Annotated in this window: 17 protein-coding genes; 2 read left to right on the top strand and 15 right to left on the bottom strand. The window is 50.9% G+C overall.

Annotated elements, in window-relative coordinates; translation table 11 throughout:
* Nucleotides 1-2 precede the first annotated feature (2 nt).
* The 15 genes from AC5SV9_RS06940 to trmJ form a co-directional block, all read right to left on the bottom strand.
* Nucleotides 3-824, bottom strand: coding sequence for a RodZ domain-containing protein (locus tag AC5SV9_RS06940; RefSeq protein WP_475147459.1), 822 nt, complete (start codon nt 822-824; stop codon nt 3-5).
* Complete coding sequence (gene pilW, locus AC5SV9_RS06945; protein ID WP_475147462.1) at nt 821-2746, bottom strand: type IV pilus biogenesis/stability protein PilW; 1926 nt, start codon at nt 2744-2746, stop codon at nt 821-823. The genes AC5SV9_RS06940 and pilW overlap by 4 nt, the downstream gene beginning before the upstream one ends.
* 15 nt (nt 2747-2761) lie before the next feature.
* The gene (gene rlmN, locus AC5SV9_RS06950; RefSeq protein ID WP_475147463.1) at nt 2762-3889 is read right to left on the bottom strand and encodes a dual-specificity RNA methyltransferase RlmN; all 1128 of its coding nucleotides are present in this window, start codon (nt 3887-3889) and stop codon (nt 2762-2764) included.
* A 106-nt stretch (nt 3890-3995) separates the two neighbouring features.
* Nucleotides 3996-4427, bottom strand: coding sequence for a nucleoside-diphosphate kinase (gene ndk / locus AC5SV9_RS06955; protein WP_475147465.1), 432 nt, complete (start codon nt 4425-4427; stop codon nt 3996-3998).
* A gap of 157 nt (nt 4428-4584) precedes the next feature.
* Nucleotides 4585-4998 carry a phosphate ABC transporter substrate-binding protein gene (locus tag AC5SV9_RS06960; RefSeq protein ID WP_475147467.1) on the bottom strand — a complete coding sequence of 138 codons (414 nt, stop codon included), beginning with the start codon at nt 4996-4998 and terminating at the stop codon, nt 4585-4587.
* Between the two features lie 9 nt (nt 4999-5007).
* Nucleotides 5008-6162 carry a porin gene (locus tag AC5SV9_RS06965; RefSeq protein ID WP_475147469.1) on the bottom strand — a complete coding sequence of 385 codons (1155 nt, stop codon included), beginning with the start codon at nt 6160-6162 and terminating at the stop codon, nt 5008-5010.
* Between the two features lie 151 nt (nt 6163-6313).
* Entirely contained in the window at nt 6314-6652 is a 339-nt protein-coding gene (gene fdx / locus AC5SV9_RS06970) for an ISC system 2Fe-2S type ferredoxin (protein WP_134057676.1), read from the bottom strand.
* A 3-nt stretch (nt 6653-6655) separates the two neighbouring features.
* A complete protein-coding gene (gene hscA, locus AC5SV9_RS06975) occupies nt 6656-8506 on the bottom strand; it encodes a Fe-S protein assembly chaperone HscA (RefSeq protein ID WP_475147472.1) in 1851 nt (616 codons plus the stop codon).
* A 7-nt stretch (nt 8507-8513) separates the two neighbouring features.
* Nucleotides 8514-9038, bottom strand: a complete 525-nt coding sequence (hscB, locus tag AC5SV9_RS06980) for a co-chaperone HscB (RefSeq protein ID WP_134057680.1) — start codon at nt 9036-9038, stop codon at nt 8514-8516.
* Nucleotides 9039-9066: 28 nt separating this feature from the next.
* Nucleotides 9067-9390: an iron-sulfur cluster assembly protein IscA gene (gene iscA / locus AC5SV9_RS06985; RefSeq protein ID WP_134057682.1), complete on the bottom strand. Its 324-nt coding sequence runs from the start codon at nt 9388-9390 to the stop codon at nt 9067-9069.
* Between the two features lie 5 nt (nt 9391-9395).
* Complete coding sequence (gene iscU / locus AC5SV9_RS06990; protein WP_134057684.1) at nt 9396-9779, bottom strand: Fe-S cluster assembly scaffold IscU; 384 nt, start codon at nt 9777-9779, stop codon at nt 9396-9398.
* A gap of 30 nt (nt 9780-9809) precedes the next feature.
* A complete protein-coding gene (locus tag AC5SV9_RS06995) occupies nt 9810-11024 on the bottom strand; it encodes an IscS subfamily cysteine desulfurase (RefSeq protein WP_226767433.1) in 1215 nt (404 codons plus the stop codon).
* Nucleotides 11025-11041: 17 nt separating this feature from the next.
* Nucleotides 11042-11524, bottom strand: a complete 483-nt coding sequence (gene iscR / locus AC5SV9_RS07000; RefSeq protein WP_475147475.1) for a Fe-S cluster assembly transcriptional regulator IscR — start codon at nt 11522-11524, stop codon at nt 11042-11044.
* A 104-nt stretch (nt 11525-11628) separates the two neighbouring features.
* On the bottom strand, nt 11629-12438 hold the full coding sequence (gene cysE, locus AC5SV9_RS07005) for a serine O-acetyltransferase (RefSeq protein WP_134057690.1): 810 nt from the start codon (nt 12436-12438) through the stop codon (nt 11629-11631).
* A 3-nt stretch (nt 12439-12441) separates the two neighbouring features.
* On the bottom strand, nt 12442-13182 hold the full coding sequence (gene trmJ, locus AC5SV9_RS07010) for a tRNA (cytosine(32)/uridine(32)-2'-O)-methyltransferase TrmJ (protein ID WP_475147476.1): 741 nt from the start codon (nt 13180-13182) through the stop codon (nt 12442-12444).
* A 168-nt stretch (nt 13183-13350) separates the two neighbouring features.
* Between trmJ and AC5SV9_RS07015 the strand changes: the two genes are divergently transcribed.
* Nucleotides 13351-14178: a class I SAM-dependent methyltransferase gene (locus AC5SV9_RS07015; RefSeq protein ID WP_475147478.1), complete on the top strand. Its 828-nt coding sequence runs from the start codon at nt 13351-13353 to the stop codon at nt 14176-14178.
* Nucleotides 14179-14207: 29 nt separating this feature from the next.
* Nucleotides 14208-15494, top strand: coding sequence for a phosphoribosylamine--glycine ligase (gene purD / locus AC5SV9_RS07020; protein ID WP_475147481.1), 1287 nt, complete (start codon nt 14208-14210; stop codon nt 15492-15494).
* The last annotated feature ends 79 nt before the right edge of the window (nt 15495-15573 follow it).

Genomic DNA, 15573 nt, shown 5'->3' on the forward strand with positions numbered 1-15573 from the left:
GCTTACTCAGACTCAGGAATAGTAAATTTTGCCACTCGGCCCGCTGCTAATGCTGACATATCAACAGCTTGCTGATTAAATGTAATAGAAACGACACTGGGGTTGCCCAGCGTAACCACAAAAGGCGCTTTGCCGCTTAGCTGCATAATGTAACCCGCCTGCTTGGTACCATAAGCTACACGGTTGCCTTCCGCGTCTGTCACATCTACCCAACAATTCTCACTAAAGCGCATTTCCAGTTGGTCGGCTTCAGGTACCGGTATTATGTCTTCAGCTGCCGCGGTTTGTTCCGGTTCCGGCGTCAATTGCTCTAATAATTCCGTTATTTGTTCCGGTGTCGGTTGTATTTGCTGCGGAATCAGCTCGGCGCTCGTTGTCACTGCCGGACTCGCCGTAGGCAACGCACCGGATTCGACAGGAGGAAGCTGTTTATCTGTTTGCCACCACCAGACAAATAACAATACCAACAGCAACACTATTATGGCGTATGTCAGCCACATAAAGCGGTTTTCAGTGGCCTGCTTTGCTGTACGGTTAGAAAATGTCCGCATTGGCTTGGGGTTGCTTTGCTGACAACCTGTACTGCTGCCAAACGCAGCCATTAGTTCAGCCTCAGGCAACTTTAATAAACGACCATAGGCCCGCACATAGCCCCGGGCAAACGTTTCCAGGGTACCTTCCAGCTGATCCTGCTCCAGCTTTGCCACTTGTTCCGGCTTTAAGTTCAGCTGCAGTGCAACCTGCTGTAACGTCAGGCCGCGAGCCTCTCTGGCTGCACTCAGTATTTGCCCGGCACTTACCGGTGCAGTGTTATCTGTTGTCATTGCGCCACACTGGCAGGATCGGTGATGTAGACCTGCTGTCCAACTTTTAATGTGCTCTGCTCAGTCAGATTGTTCCAACTCATAAAGCTGCTCAGACGTACATTATAACGAAAGGAAATACCGAACATGGTTTCACCTTCCGCTACCGTATGAAAGGGTTCGGTAGCCTCTACTTGCTCCCTCTCTGGTTGTGAAACGTCGCGCAGAACGGTGTCCGATACAGGACCAAGCCATATTTTTTGCCCGGTTTTAATGACTGAATCAGGCGCGAGCTGGTTCCACTCCATCAACCGCTGTAAACGGATATTATGCTGTACCGAAATAGCATATAACGACTCTGACGCCTGCACCAGATGAAACGCAGGCAGTTGCTCACTGTCGCTTATCGTTGTATCAATGCCCGCCGCAGCGACCTCTTGTACAGTTGCCGCTGCAGTTTGCTCAGCAGTGACCTGCTCCTGCTGAACCTGTGCCAGTGCAGCAGCTTCCTGCTCGGCTTTTAATCTTTCTTCCTCTGCCTGCGCCAGCGTCGCAGCTTCCTGCTCGGCCTTTAATCTTTGTTGCTCAGCCTGTGCCAGTGCCGCAGCTTCTTGCTCGGCTTTTAATCTTTGTTGCTCTGCCTGTGCCAGTGCCGCAGCTTCCTGCTCGGCTTTTAATCTTTCTTCCTCTGCCTGCGCCAGTGCAGCTGCTTCCTGCTCGGCCTTTAATCTTTGTTGCTCAGCCTGTGCCAGTGCCGCAGCTTCCTGTTCAGCTTTTAATCTTTTTTCCTCTGCAGCTTCGGCATCCCGGCTTTTAGCACGCTCATAGCTGTTATCAGCAGTAACGGTTTCCACCGGTAAAGTTGCAGCGCCAGTACTTGCCGCCACGACTGAGGTCCCTGTACCACTGAGGCTATTAGCGATATCAGACGTAACTTGTTTCAATGGCGTTGCAGCAGGTGTAGACGAAGCGTCCGCGTCGGCAGACGAGCTTTCATCACTGTCACCGGTTGCAGTCTTACGCTTTACCACTTTCAGTTTTGGGTTCGCCACTGGCGCTACAGGTTTGTCGGTTTGGCTGGCATTGTCATCAGGCAACACTATATTTGCCATCAGGCTATCTTTATAGCGCTCGCGTAACTGCTCAAACTCACTTTCCTGCAATTTTCCTTGCAGCAGCAGCCTGGTTTCCGGTGTTTCGGTGTACAAGGTTAACAGCAACTGCTCGGCGTTGCGCATGGTTTCCCTGTCACCGTTTTTCTCTGCGATCAAATAACTGAGCAATACGGTGCGGGCCGACACCCGTCCCAGTCGCTGAATACGATCTAACTGTAATTTCGCCTGCTGCATATTGCCCATGGCATAAGTCAGGCCGGCAGCCAGCGTTAGTGAAGTAATACGGGTAGTGTTATGGCTTAGAGACTGCTCAAGATAGCTCATAGCTTTGCTAAAGTTATTCTGCTGCAACTGACATAGCGCCAGGTTTTCGTAGCTTTCAGCGACTCTGATATAACCGGGACGACTGATAGCTTTTAACAATAATTGCTCAGCTTCATCGTACCGATGTAACTGACATAAAAAAGCGCCGTAGTTATTATACGCATCGGCGTAATTGCTATCTTTCTGAATGGCCTGACGGAAATACTCTTCAGCCTGTTTGGTTTCACCAACGCTCTGATAATAGTATGCCAGAGCACTGTATACCTCTGCCGAGTTAGGTGCAAAACTGCGTGCCCGCTCAAGGTTATATTTTGCCTGTGACGTATCGCCACGCCGCAGGTAGTTCAAGCCCAACGAAATACGGGTGCGGGCTGCCTCAATATTATCAAAGGTACGATCTGACACTGGCTTATCGCTGCCAACATAACTTTGCTCCGACACACAGCCAGTTAAAACGAGCAAACTGCAGAGTGAAATACCAAAGATGACTTTTTGCTTCACCACACCCACTTCCTTGATTTATTGCAGCATTTTTACGTCTATTGACTGACCTTTCTGCTGCTTCTTGATCAGCCTTTTTGTTCTGTCGATAACATCGCCCACCAATTGGCCACAGGCGGCGTCAATATCATCGCCACGGGTTTTACGTACAATAACAGTAAAGCCGTATTCTTGTAAGACTTTGTTAAACCTGTCAATCCGTGAATTGCTCGAGCGTTTGTACGGCGAGCCCGGGTAAGGATTAAAGGGTATCAGGTTAATTTTGGAAGGCGTATCTTTCAGCGCATGCGCCAGCTCATGCGCCTGCTCCATACTGTCATTGATCCCATCAAGCATCACGTACTCCACTGTGACCTTATCATTGGCCTTCGAGTTCGCGACATAACGTCTTGAAGCCGCTAAAAACTCTTCCATTGGGTACTTGCGGTTTACCGGCACCAGTTCATTGCGCAGTTCATTGTTGGGTGCATGCAGCGAGATAGCCAATGCCACGTCGATTTTGTCACGCAGCAAGTCCAGCGCAGGCACTACACCTGAGGTACTTAAGGTGACCCGGCGTTTGGATAAACCAAAGCCATAATCCTCCAGCATCAGCTCCATTGCCGGTACCACATTGTTCAGGTTCAGCAACGGCTCACCCATACCCATCATCACCACGTTAGTCACGGGCTTGTCACCGGTGTCACCATAGCTGCCAATAATCTGCGCCACACGCCAAACCTGACCGATAATCTCGGCTACGCTCAGATTACGGTTAAAGCCCTGCTGTGCTGTAGAACAAAACGAACAATCAAGCGCACAACCTACCTGCGAAGATACGCACAAGGTGCGGCGATCTTTTTCCGGGATCCATACCGTTTCCACTTCCTGGCCGCCGCTTAGCCCCATGACAAACTTGATGGTACCGTCTGAGCTGTCCTGCCGGGTAACAACAACAGGCGCTTCTATAACACAGCGCGCTTTTAACTTTTCCCGCAATACTTTATTGATATTGCTCATCTTGTCGAAATCATCGACACAGAAGTGGTAAATCCATTTCATTACCTGATCGGCGCGGAAAGCCTTTTCGCCTAACTCGACAAAAAACGCCTGCATTTGTGCCCGCGTTAAATCAAGTAAATTAATTTTATTAGTCTGCTCAGTCATTTGCAGAGCACTCCTTACCACAATAAACAATAGCCATAAAACACTGTACCAACATGCACTAAGGGGGCTGTTGCCCCCTTAGTCCGTTACCGCAGGCGATGAACGCTTAACGGGTACGGGCACACAGCTCAGCTTCGGTAAAGAAGTAAGCGATTTCACGTGCAGCTGACGCAGCAGCGTCTGAACCGTGAACAGCATTCTCATCGATGCTGGCAGCATAGTCAGCACGTAAAGTACCCGCTGATGCATCTTTCGGGTTAGTCGCACCCATGATTTCACGGTTTTTACGCACGGCATCTTCACCTTCTAATACCTGAACCATAACCGGGCCAGATGTCATGAAAGAAACCAGCGCAGCAAAGAATGGACGCTCTTTGTGCTCAGCGTAGAAACCTTCAGCCTGCTCTTTGCTCAAGTGTAGCATTTTGGCTGCAACGATACGTAAACCTGCAGATTCAAAACGGTTGTAGATAGCGCCGATAACATTTTTTGCTACTGCATCCGGCTTGATAATTGAAAAAGTGCGTTCTAACGCCATAACAGGCTCCCTGTAAGTGAGTAATTAAACTGAGTGATTAAAATTTAAGGCGGCAAATTATACGCCAGTTGTCAGAAAAAACCTATTTTTGCTGACAAAAAAAGCCGCGACTTAAGGTTCCCCCTAAGTATCGCGGCTTTTTATGACAAACAGGTTTTTAGAAGTTAGCCACTACCTTTACGCTACTATCAACGCTACTACTACTGATATAGCCAACTGCAGTTGGATCAGCCGCTACCGCTGCTTTTACCGCAGCATCATCGGCCAGTTCTTTCGGCGGTGTGCCTTTGCCGGTGAACACCAGTTTTGACCAGTAAGCTTTTAGCTGAGATGAAGAACGACTCAGCACTTTACTGTCAAACTCATCCCGGGCGGCAGCCCCTTCTGCCAGATTAAGCGGTGTCGCTTTGCTGCCGTCGGCAAAACTGGACGTACGACCAAGAAACAGCCGGTTCAGGTCATCTGCTGACACCGCATTGGCATTCGATGGATGCACTACCACGGCGATATCAGCAATAACAGAGGCAGACAACAAGGCGCAGGCTAACAGGGAAAGATGTTTAATACGCATAAAGCCTCCTTAAAATACCAGATCTACGCCAAATGCCAGAACATCCTGGCGCAGGTCGGCAATTTCGTTATCTTCAGAGCTGTATTGCACTTTAAATGCAGCTGAAGGGTGGAAGTCGTAGCGTAAACCGACATTATAGGTTGTTGCTTCGCGCGCCTGGCTTTGCACTATGCCAACAACCGGCAGCAACAGTGACGGCGGCAAGCTACCCTGATAAGGCGTGTAAATTTCATCTTTTGCCGGGTTATCTTCTTTTTCGTAGGAGATGTAAGGTGTGATAGTGTCAAACCGGTGTCCCAGCGACACATAGAAGTTTTTCTGATCGGCAATAAAACTGTTATCCACCTTTACCGTGGTGTACTCAGCAACCACTAACCAGTCATTCTTATCTACAGTGAAACCCAGGCCAAAAAATTCGCCATCCTCTTCAACAATGTCTATTTCATTGACCAGTGTAGAGAAACCCGCACCGGCTAACCCGTTGAAGAAGTCGCCGAAAGTAACGCCGGGTTGTAACGATACGGCCTCAGCACCAACACTGACCTTACCGATCAGATAAGCAGCACGCAGGCTATACCAATCCTGACTTAGCTCCCAGGTAACACCCAGAATGTCTTTAATTTCAGCATTCACTTCAGTGCCGCTGATACTCGCCTCGCCGTCATAAGCGCCAGCTATCAGCTGCACACTGGAATCGAAGTTACCCAGCTGCGTAGTATGGTATAGCGATACCCCCTCGATGTTATCAAAACCCAAACCATATACGCTTTGCGGCACCCGCAGCCAGTCGTAGGCGTAACCTACATCTCGATAGTCAGAGTACTTATAAAAAGGGGTACGCAGGCGTCCGGCGTTAATCCGCACCTCGTCTGTCAGCTGATAGCTGATAAAGGCCCATTCAAAGTCGACGTCAAAATCGTCAGCGCCACGTCCCATTAACTGCGCAGTGACTGACAACTTGTCGCCTAAATCTGACATCAGCTGTACAGCAAATAAGCTTTCGTTTTTAAAGTCCAGACTGTCGTCATAGCCATACAGCGTGTCATCACTGTCCAGTGTCATACCCGCTTTGATTGACGCGAAACCATTAATGGTCAGGTCTGCATAGGCCGGCGCAGCCAGCAACGCCGATAAACTCAGGGCAAGAAGCGATTTTTTTATCATAGATACTCCATCCGTTGTCTTTGTCTCTTGTTGTCTTACTGAGACTAGCCCAAGCCCGGCCAATCTCCAGCATTTCGTTGTTATTATTGAGCTATATCAGTTGTCGGGCACAAAAAAACGGCCCGTAGGCCGTTTTTCTTAACACTGTAACTCAGTGCCCTTCACTGACCATATTGACCGTGTATTTGGGTATTTCTACCACCAGGTCTTCGTCAGCTATCCGTGCCTGACAACCTAAGCGGGATTCAGGCTCCAGACCCCAGGCTTTGTCCAGCATGTCATCTTCGAGCTCATCACTTTCATTCAGTGAGTAAAAGCCCTCGCGAACAATGACATGACAAGTCGTGCAGGCACAGGATTTTTCACAGGCATGCTCTATTGCAATGCCGTTACGCAGTGCCACATCCAGCACAGTTTCACCGGCTTTCGCTTCCAGTGCGGCGCCTTCAGGGCACAGTTCTGCATGGGGTAAAAATACAATTTGTGGCATCTGTTATACCTCGTCCACGTTGTGACCAGTCAACGCGCTGCGGATCGACTGATCCATGCGCCGCGCGGCAAAATCATCGGTTAAATGGTTAGTATGTTCAATAGCGGCTTTAATTGCGGCGGTATCTTCGCCCTGCTGCACAGTGGCCAGCTCTGCCAGTGCCTGCTCAATAGCCGAACGCTCGGCATCATTTAACAGGTGCGCATCGGCCTGCAGCGCACGGCTTACTGCTTCCAGTACGCGGGCAGCCTCGACCTGCTGCTCGCGTAATAAGCGCTGCTGCATGTCCTGCCGGGCATGCTGCATCGAGCCTTTTAGCATGGTGGCAACCTGATCATCACTGAGGCCATAAGACGGCTTAACCTGAATATTCGACTGCACGCCGGTAGATTTTTCCTGCGCGGTGACACTGAGCAAACCGTCTGCATCAACCTGAAAAGTCACACGGATATGAGCACCACCGGCTGGCATAGGCGGAATGCCTCGCAATTCAAACCGAGCCAAAGAGCGGCAGTCTTCCACCAGCTCGCGCTCGCCCTGCACTACATGCAGCGCCATCGCTGTCTGACCATCTTTAAAAGTGGTGAACTCTTGTGCCCGCGCGACCGGGATGACCGTATTGCGCGGGATAATTTTCTCTGTCAGGCCGCCCATGGTTTCAAGACCTAAAGACAGCGGAATAACATCCAGTAGCAGTGTATCGCCATCGGCTTTATTGCCCACCAGCACATTGGCCTGAATGGCGGCACCAATAGCGACGACTTTATCTGGATCTATTGAGGTAAGCGGTTCGCTGGCAAAAAACGCGGCCACCTCGCTACGCACCAGTGGTACCCGTGTAGAACCGCCAACCATCACCACTTTGACAATTTCATCAGCAGTTAAACCGGCATCGCGTAGCACCTGCCTACACGAACGAATGGTTTTTTTCACCAGTGGGGCAATCAGCTGTTCAAATTGAGAGCGGCTAAACTGCGCTTGTGTAGAGTCACCCGGCAAGTTAAAACTGACCGATTCCTCGGCGGTTAACTGCTCTTTAATGCTGCGGGCAAGCGTCAGATACTGACGCATTTGCTGATGTGACAACTCTGCCAAACCGCTTTGCTGCTGCAGATAACTGACAATGGCATGGTCAAAATCATCTCCGCCCAGCGCAGAATCACCGCCGGTTGCCAGCACTTCAAACACACCACGGCGCAGTCGTAAGATGGAGATATCAAAGGTGCCGCCGCCTAAATCGTATACGGCCACCACACCTTCCTGACCAGAATCCAGACCGTATGCCAGCGCAGCAGCTGTCGGTTCGTTCAACAGGCGCATTACATTTAAACCGGCCAGCTTAGCAGCATCTTTCGTTGCCTGACGCTGCGCATCATCAAAGTATGCCGGTACAGTAATAACCACACCATTTAATTCGCCGCCCAAGGTTTCACTGGCGGTGTTGGCCAGCGTAGCCAGAATTTCAGCCGATACCTCTACCGGGTTTTTAACGCCCTGCACGGTATTGATGGCAACCAGCCCTTGTTGATCAATCAGCTGATAGGGCACTTTCTCTTTTAGTGCCAGCGTTTCGCTGTAGCCTTTACCCATCAGACGCTTCACCGACACTATGGTGTTATCGGCATCGTGTTGCGCGGCGGCCATCGCAGCGTCACCCACAATGACGCTATCTGACGTGTACCGTACCACTGACGGCACCATATCACGGCCCTGGCTATTAACCAGCGTTTTAGCCTCGCCACTACGTACTGTTGCTACCAGAGAGTTAGTCGTACCCAGGTCAATGCCTGCTGCCAGCTTATGCTGATGCGGCGCAGCGCTTTGTCCTGGCTCTGCGATCTGTAATAACGCCATAATGTTGTTAGTCTTGTAGTTGCTGTTCTATAAGCTCCAGCTCTTGCTGTAACTTATAAAAGAATTTTAGTTTACGGATAAGGTCAGCCGCCAGTTGATCCTGTTCTGCATTTTCTGCATCCAGTGCCACCGATAACTGGTTTAACAACTGTTTTTTTTGTTGCTGTAACTGGCGGTCTATATCGTCGATTACGCTATCAGGGTCATCACTGAGATCGATTTCAGCCAGTTGTTCACGCAGCTCCATTTGCTGCATTAAAAACATCGGGTCGGTAAAGCTGCGCTGCTCATGGCTTATCTTCAAGCCGCGTAAAGCCAGCAAATGCTCTGCCCTAAGCAATGGCTGCTTCAGGCTATGATAAGCATCGTTAATATTAGCTGTCTGTTGTACCGCAAGCAGCCGGTCGCGTTCAGACCCGCTGCTATGCTGATCCGGATGGAACTGCTTTTGCAATTTAAGGTAACGCGAACCGAGCTCAGTTAAATCGAGATCGAACTTCGCCGGCAGATTAAACAGCTGAAAGTAATTCATCCGGCCCCTGGCTAGTTAAAGTACGTGCTTAAACCGTGAAGCTTTCGCCACAGCCACATTCACCGTTAACGTTCGGGTTATTAAATTGAAACCCCTCGTTCAGGCCTTCTTTGACAAAATCGAGCTGAGTACCGTCGATGTAAACCAGGCTCTTGCCGTCAACAATCAACTTCAGATCGTCCTGTTCAAACACCTGGTCATCATCGTTTAACGTATCGACAAACTCCAACACATAGGCCAGACCTGAACAACCAGTGGTTTTTACACCCACCCGCAAGCCAATACCTTTACCACGGTTATGCAAGAAGCTGCGTACCCGATCAGCGGCCGCCGGTGTCATCGAAATCGCCATACTGCTTAGCTCCCGTGCTTTTGCTTATAATCAGCAATAGCGGCTTTAATCGCATCTTCGGCCAGAATAGAACAGTGAATTTTCACCGGTGGCAGAGCCAGTTCCTGCGCGATGTCAGTATTCTTAATTTGCTGAGCTTCATCCAGGCTTTTACCCTTTACCCACTCAGTAACCAGTGAACTGGACGCGATAGCACTGCCGCAGCCATAGGTCTTAAATTTGGCATCTTCAATAATGCCGTCCGCGTTAACTTTGATCTGCAGTTTCATTACGTCACCACAGGCCGGCGCACCGACCATACCGGTCGCGACACCTGCATCGTCTTTATCAAAAGAGCCAACGTTACGCGGGTTTTCGTAGTGATCGATTACTTTATTACTGTAAGCCATAATAGTTACCTCTGTGTGCAGCCAGCGCGCTTAATGCGCAACCCAGGCTACAGTGTTTAAATCGACGCCATCTTTATACATGTCCCACAATGGCGACATAGCACGCAGTTTTTCAATCGCCTGATGCACAATTTTAATCGTATGATCAATCTGCTGCTCCGTGGTGTAACGGCCGATACTGAAACGGATCGAACTGTGCGCCAGTTCATCACTCATACCAAGCGCCCGCAGTACATAAGACGGTTCCAGGCTGGCAGAGGTACAGGCAGAACCCGACGACACGGCGATATCTTTTAACGCCATAATCAGCGACTCGCCTTCAACGTAGTTAAAGCTGATGTTGGTGATCTGAGGTACGCGGTGTTCACGGTTACCGTTTAAAAATACCTGTTCGATATCCTTAACGCCTTCCAGCAAGCGGTCGCGCAGCGCGGTAATGCGTTGGTTTTCTTCCGCCATTTCCAGTTTAGCAATGCGAAACGCTTCCCCCATACCGACAATCTGATGCGTTGGTAACGTACCAGAACGCATACCGCGCTCATGGCCACCACCGTGCATCTGCGCTTCTAAGCGGATACGCGGCTTACGACGCACAAACAAGGCGCCAATACCTTTAGGGCCATACACTTTGTGTGCAGAGAACGACATTAAATCTACTTTCAGCGTTTGCAGGTCGATATCTACCTTGCCGGCCGCTTGTGCAGAGTCAACATGGAACACAATACCTTTGCTGCGGCATAACTCGCCAATAGCAGCAATATCCTGCACGACACCAATTTCGTTATTAACAAACATCACGCTGATCACAGTCGTATCCGGACGAATAGCCGCTTCGAGCATCTCAATGGTGACCATGCCATCGGTTTGCGGCTCCAGATAAGTGACCTCGTAGCCTTCACGCTCCAACTGACGCATAGTGTCCAGCGTAGCTTTATGTTCGGTTTTAACGGTGATCAGGTGCTTACCCTTTTTACGGTAAAAATCAGCCGCACCTTTAATCGCCAGGTTATTTGACTCAGTCGCACCTGATGTAAACACAATTTCGCGCGGGTCAGCATTAATCAGCTCGGCAATCTGGCTGCGGGCAATTTCTACCGCTTCTTCCGCCTGCCAGCCAAAACGATGCGAGCGCGACGCCGGGTTACCAAACTCGCCGTCCATTGTTAAAAACTGCATCATTTTTTCTGCTACCCGCGGGTCGACCGGGGTAGTTGCAGCGTAATCCAGATAAATAGGTAGCTTCATTATTTGCTCCGTGTTGCCTACAGCTGGCAGCTGACTTCAATATCAGTTGCCGGGTTCTTTACAATGCGGCTGTTCTGCCGCTTGGCCAGGGCCTGAACATCTTGCTGGTTCACCAGCTCGCCCAGCGTAATGCCGGTCAGAAAATCTTCGATGCGATGACTCAAATCGCTCCACAGGGTATGGGTTAAACAGCGGGTACCGCTGTGGCAGTCAGACTTGCCCTGACAACGGGTGGCGTCAACTGACTCGTCAACAGCGCTGATCACATCCGATACCGATATCGCTCTTGCGTCACGGCCGAGTTGATAACCGCCACCGGGGCCGCGCACACTACTGACTAAACCCTGTTTACGTAAGCGGGCAAACAATTGTTCAAGATAAGATAACGAAATACCCTGGCGCTCGGAAATATCAGCCAGCGGCACCGGCCCGGTTGCTGTGTGTAAGGCTACATCCAGCATAGCCGTTACCGCATAGCGGCCTTTCGACGTTAATCTCATAGTCTGCTCCCTGAAAACACTGGCACTATTTTACTTTCCTGACTGTTTTAGTCAAGTATTAATAACCTACTGCTTTAGTCAGGTATTCAGGGCTTAGGTTCAGTCTAAATATTCGGATCAAAGGCTTCGACATCACGTTTACGCTGTTGTGCGGCGCGTTGCTCCGCCAGTTTAAAGTCTTCTTCTTCAATATCGACGGCCGGGACCTGCTCGCATACATTGCCGCCGAGCTTGTTGACGCTGTGACACAGCTCACCGACTTTATTATCGAGAAACTGAATATGATCCAGCATCCGGCCTATTGCATTGGCCACCGGATCCGGGTTGTCAGCAGCAACGGCGTAAGCGTCAAAACCGAACTTTTTCGCCAACTGTTTACGGCCATCACTAACTTCTACATCAGCTTTAGCCACAATGCGCCCCGGAATGCCAATCACGGTAGCACCGGCAGGTACGTCTTTTACCACCACGGCGTTGGAGCCGATACGGGCATTCTCACCTACCATTAGCGGCCCCAGCACTTTCGCGCCTGCACCTATGACCACACCGTTTGCCAGTGTCGGGTGGCGCTTGCCCGGGTTCCAGCTGGTGCCGCCTAAGGTAACGCCGTGATATAGGGTGACGTCATCACCAATCTCCGCGGTTTCTCCAATCACCACACCCATGCCATGGTCGATAAAGAAGCGCCGGCCAATTTTCGCGCCGGGGTGAATTTCAACCCCGGTCAGCCAACGTGCGACTGTGCTTAAAAACCGTGCCAGCCATTTCCAGTTTGCGCGCCATAACTTATGGCTAACCCGGTGCCACCAGATAGCGTGTAAACCGGGATAATTGGTTAGCACCTCAAAGCTGCTGCGCGCAGCCGGGTCGCGTTCAAACACACTTTTGATATCTTCTTTGATACCAGCAAACATGCTTTACTCCTTGTCGCCTTTGGCATTTGCGCCATAACGCTGCACGGACGTTAAAATGCCGCGCAGTATATTGTATTCCGCCTCTTCCGGCCGCGCCCGCGTAAACAGACGCTTCAGCTTCGTCATCACCACGCCCGGATGCTGCTTGATGATAAAGCCGGTCTCATTCAGCGTATCTTCCAGATGCTGATAGAAGCTGGCCAGTTGCTCATTAGTCGGATAGGCAATATCATCGCTGCTGACAGCTGTGGTTTGCGTTTGCAAATACGCCATCCGTACTTCATAAGTGACAATTTGCACCGCCATCGCCAGGTTCAGCGAGCTGTACTCAGGATTCGCCGGAATACAAACATGGTAGTTACACAGCTGCAGCTCTTCATTGGTCAGGCCACTGCTTTCACGACCAAACACCAGCGCCACCGGATGTGTCACGGCCTCTTTTACTGCCAGCTCACCACATTCACGCGGCTCCAGCATCGGCCAGCTCAAGGTGCGTGAGCGCGCACTGCTGCCAATCACCAGCGGGCAATCAGTAATTGCTTGCTGTAGCGTATCAAACACTTTGGCATTGGCCAGAATATCGCTTGCTCCGGCCGACAGCGCATAGGCCTGGCCATCAGGCAGCTCTTTCGGGGCAACCAGGTATAACTGCGACAAGCCCATGGTTTTCATCGCGCGCGCGACCGAGCCGATGTTACCGGTGTGAGTTGTGCCGACAAGAATAATACGGATTTGATCTAACATAAGGCATCCCGCATAAAAGGGCGGGCATTCTACCACAGCCTTAGCCAATTGTTGATGAGAAATTAGCAGTCTGGCCATCCACTCAGTGCGGATTAATCTGCAGCGCGCCTGCTTTTTCTGCAGGCTTTTGCTACACTAGCGCCACTTTTACCACAGGGAACCACGAAGATGAAAACCATAAAACTCGTTACTATGCTGTCTGCTCTTCTGTTAAGCCCGTTAACTCTGGCAGATGATGCCGCCGACGCTTTGCAAATGGCTGTGAAACATCATAATCGCAGCGCTGAGAATGCCGCCAGGGATCAATACCGTCATCCGGTCGAAACACTGGCCTTCTTCGACGTAAAACCAGACAGTACTGTGGTAGAAATTTCCCCCGGCGGTGGCTGGTACACTGAAATTCTGGCACCGCTACTGGCGGCGCACGGTACTTACTACGCCGCACACTTCCCGGCAGAGACCGATTCAGATTATTACAAGCGCAACCGCGCAGCCTTTGCTGAAAAACTGGCAAGCGATCCTGTTTATAACCGCGTACAGCTAACCGAATTTGCCCCAGGCAACAGCGGTGCCATAGCGCCTGCCGGCAGTGCCGATGTGGTACTGACTTTCCGTAACCTGCACAACTGGTATAACAGTGGCGGTAATGACGGCATGGTTGCCATTTTTAAAGATTTTTATAAAGCGTTAAAACCGGGCGGCGTGCTGGGCGTGGTGGAACACCGTTTACCTGCCGCCAAAGCAAGCGGTGACTGGGTTAAAACCGGTTATTTCCCGCAGCAGCTGGCGATCGAACTGGCACAGAAGGCCGGTTTTGTACTGGAAGACAGCAGCGAAATTAACGCCAACCCGAAGGATACCGCCGATTACGCGGGTGGTGTCTGGACGTTGCCACCGGTTCTGCGATTAAAAGAGCAAGACAGAACCAAATACCTGGCAATTGGTGAAAGCGATCGCATGACACTTAAGTTCCGCAAACCGGCGAAAACAGAATAATTTTTATTGCATAACAGACGGAAAGTTAAATGAAAGTACTGGTAATTGGCGGCGGTGGCCGCGAACATGCTCTGGCCTGGAAAGCGGCGCAGTCACCACTGGCAAGCAAAGTGTTTGTCGCGCCGGGAAACGCCGGCACAGCGCGCGAAAGCAACCTGACCAATGTTGCTATAGCAGCTGATGATGTCAAGGCGCTGCTGGCATTTGCTAAAGCAGAAGCTATCGGCCTGACTATCGTCGGCCCCGAAGCGCCATTGGCTAAAGGCGTGGTAGATGCATTTCGGGCAGAAGGGCTGGCTATTTTCGGCCCAACTCAGGCAGCTGCTCAGTTAGAAAGCTCTAAAGCCTTTGCCAAAGACTTTCTGGCGCGCCACAAAATCCCAACCGCCGCTTACCAGAACTTTACTGACACCGCACCGGCAAAAGCCTTTGCGCAAACACTGGGCCTGCCTGTTGTTATCAAGGCTGATGGCTTAGCGGCAGGTAAAGGTGTCATTATTGCGCAAACGCAGGCAGAAGCCGCAGCCGCTATTGACGATATGCTGTCGGGTAATAAGTTCGGCGATGCGGGCAGCCGCGTTGTGGTTGAAGAGTTCTTAACCGGCGAAGAAGCCTCATTTATCGTTATGGTGGATGGCAAAACTGCCCTGCCGTTTGCGTCATCGCAGGATCACAAAGCGCGTGATAACGGCGATAAAGGCCCGAATACCGGCGGTATGGGCGCTTACTCACCGGCCCCGGTGGTAACGCCTGCAGTACATGACTGGGTAATGCAAAACGTGATTTACCCAACGGTAAATGGCATGGCAAGCGAAGGCACTTTGTTTACCGGCTTTTTATATGCCGGTCTGATGATTGCAGAAGATGGCAGCGCCAAAGTACTGGAATTTAACTGCCGTTTTGGCGACCCGGAAACCCAGCCCATCATGATGCGGCTTCAATCCGATTTGGTTGAGCTGTGCTTAGCGGCAACGCAAACGCAGCTGGCTGGTAAAGCCATAGATTTCACCTCTGATGCGGCTGTCGGCGTGGTGCTGGCTGCAGGCGGCTACCCGGACAGCTACGCCAAAGGCAAAGTGATATCAGGCCTGGATGGTGCCGACAGCGCCTCTGCCAAAGTGTTTCACGCGGGTACCGAGTTTAACGGTAATGATGTGGTAACTAATGGCGGCCGGGTGCTATGTGCTACGGCCTTGGGCAATAATGTTACTGCTGCGCAAAAAGCGGCTTATCAGCTGGCAGATAAAATCAGCTGGGATGGCATGTTCTGCCGCACCGACATTGGCTATCGCGCCATCGCCCGCGAGAAAAACTAAAACAGCAGGCCGGTTTACTGCCGGCCTGAAGGCTAGTTTGTCGCAGCCCAGACTATGACCGGCGCAAGGCTGTTGTCAT

It is taken from the genome of Rheinheimera sp. ATLC3, from assembly GCF_059429535.1.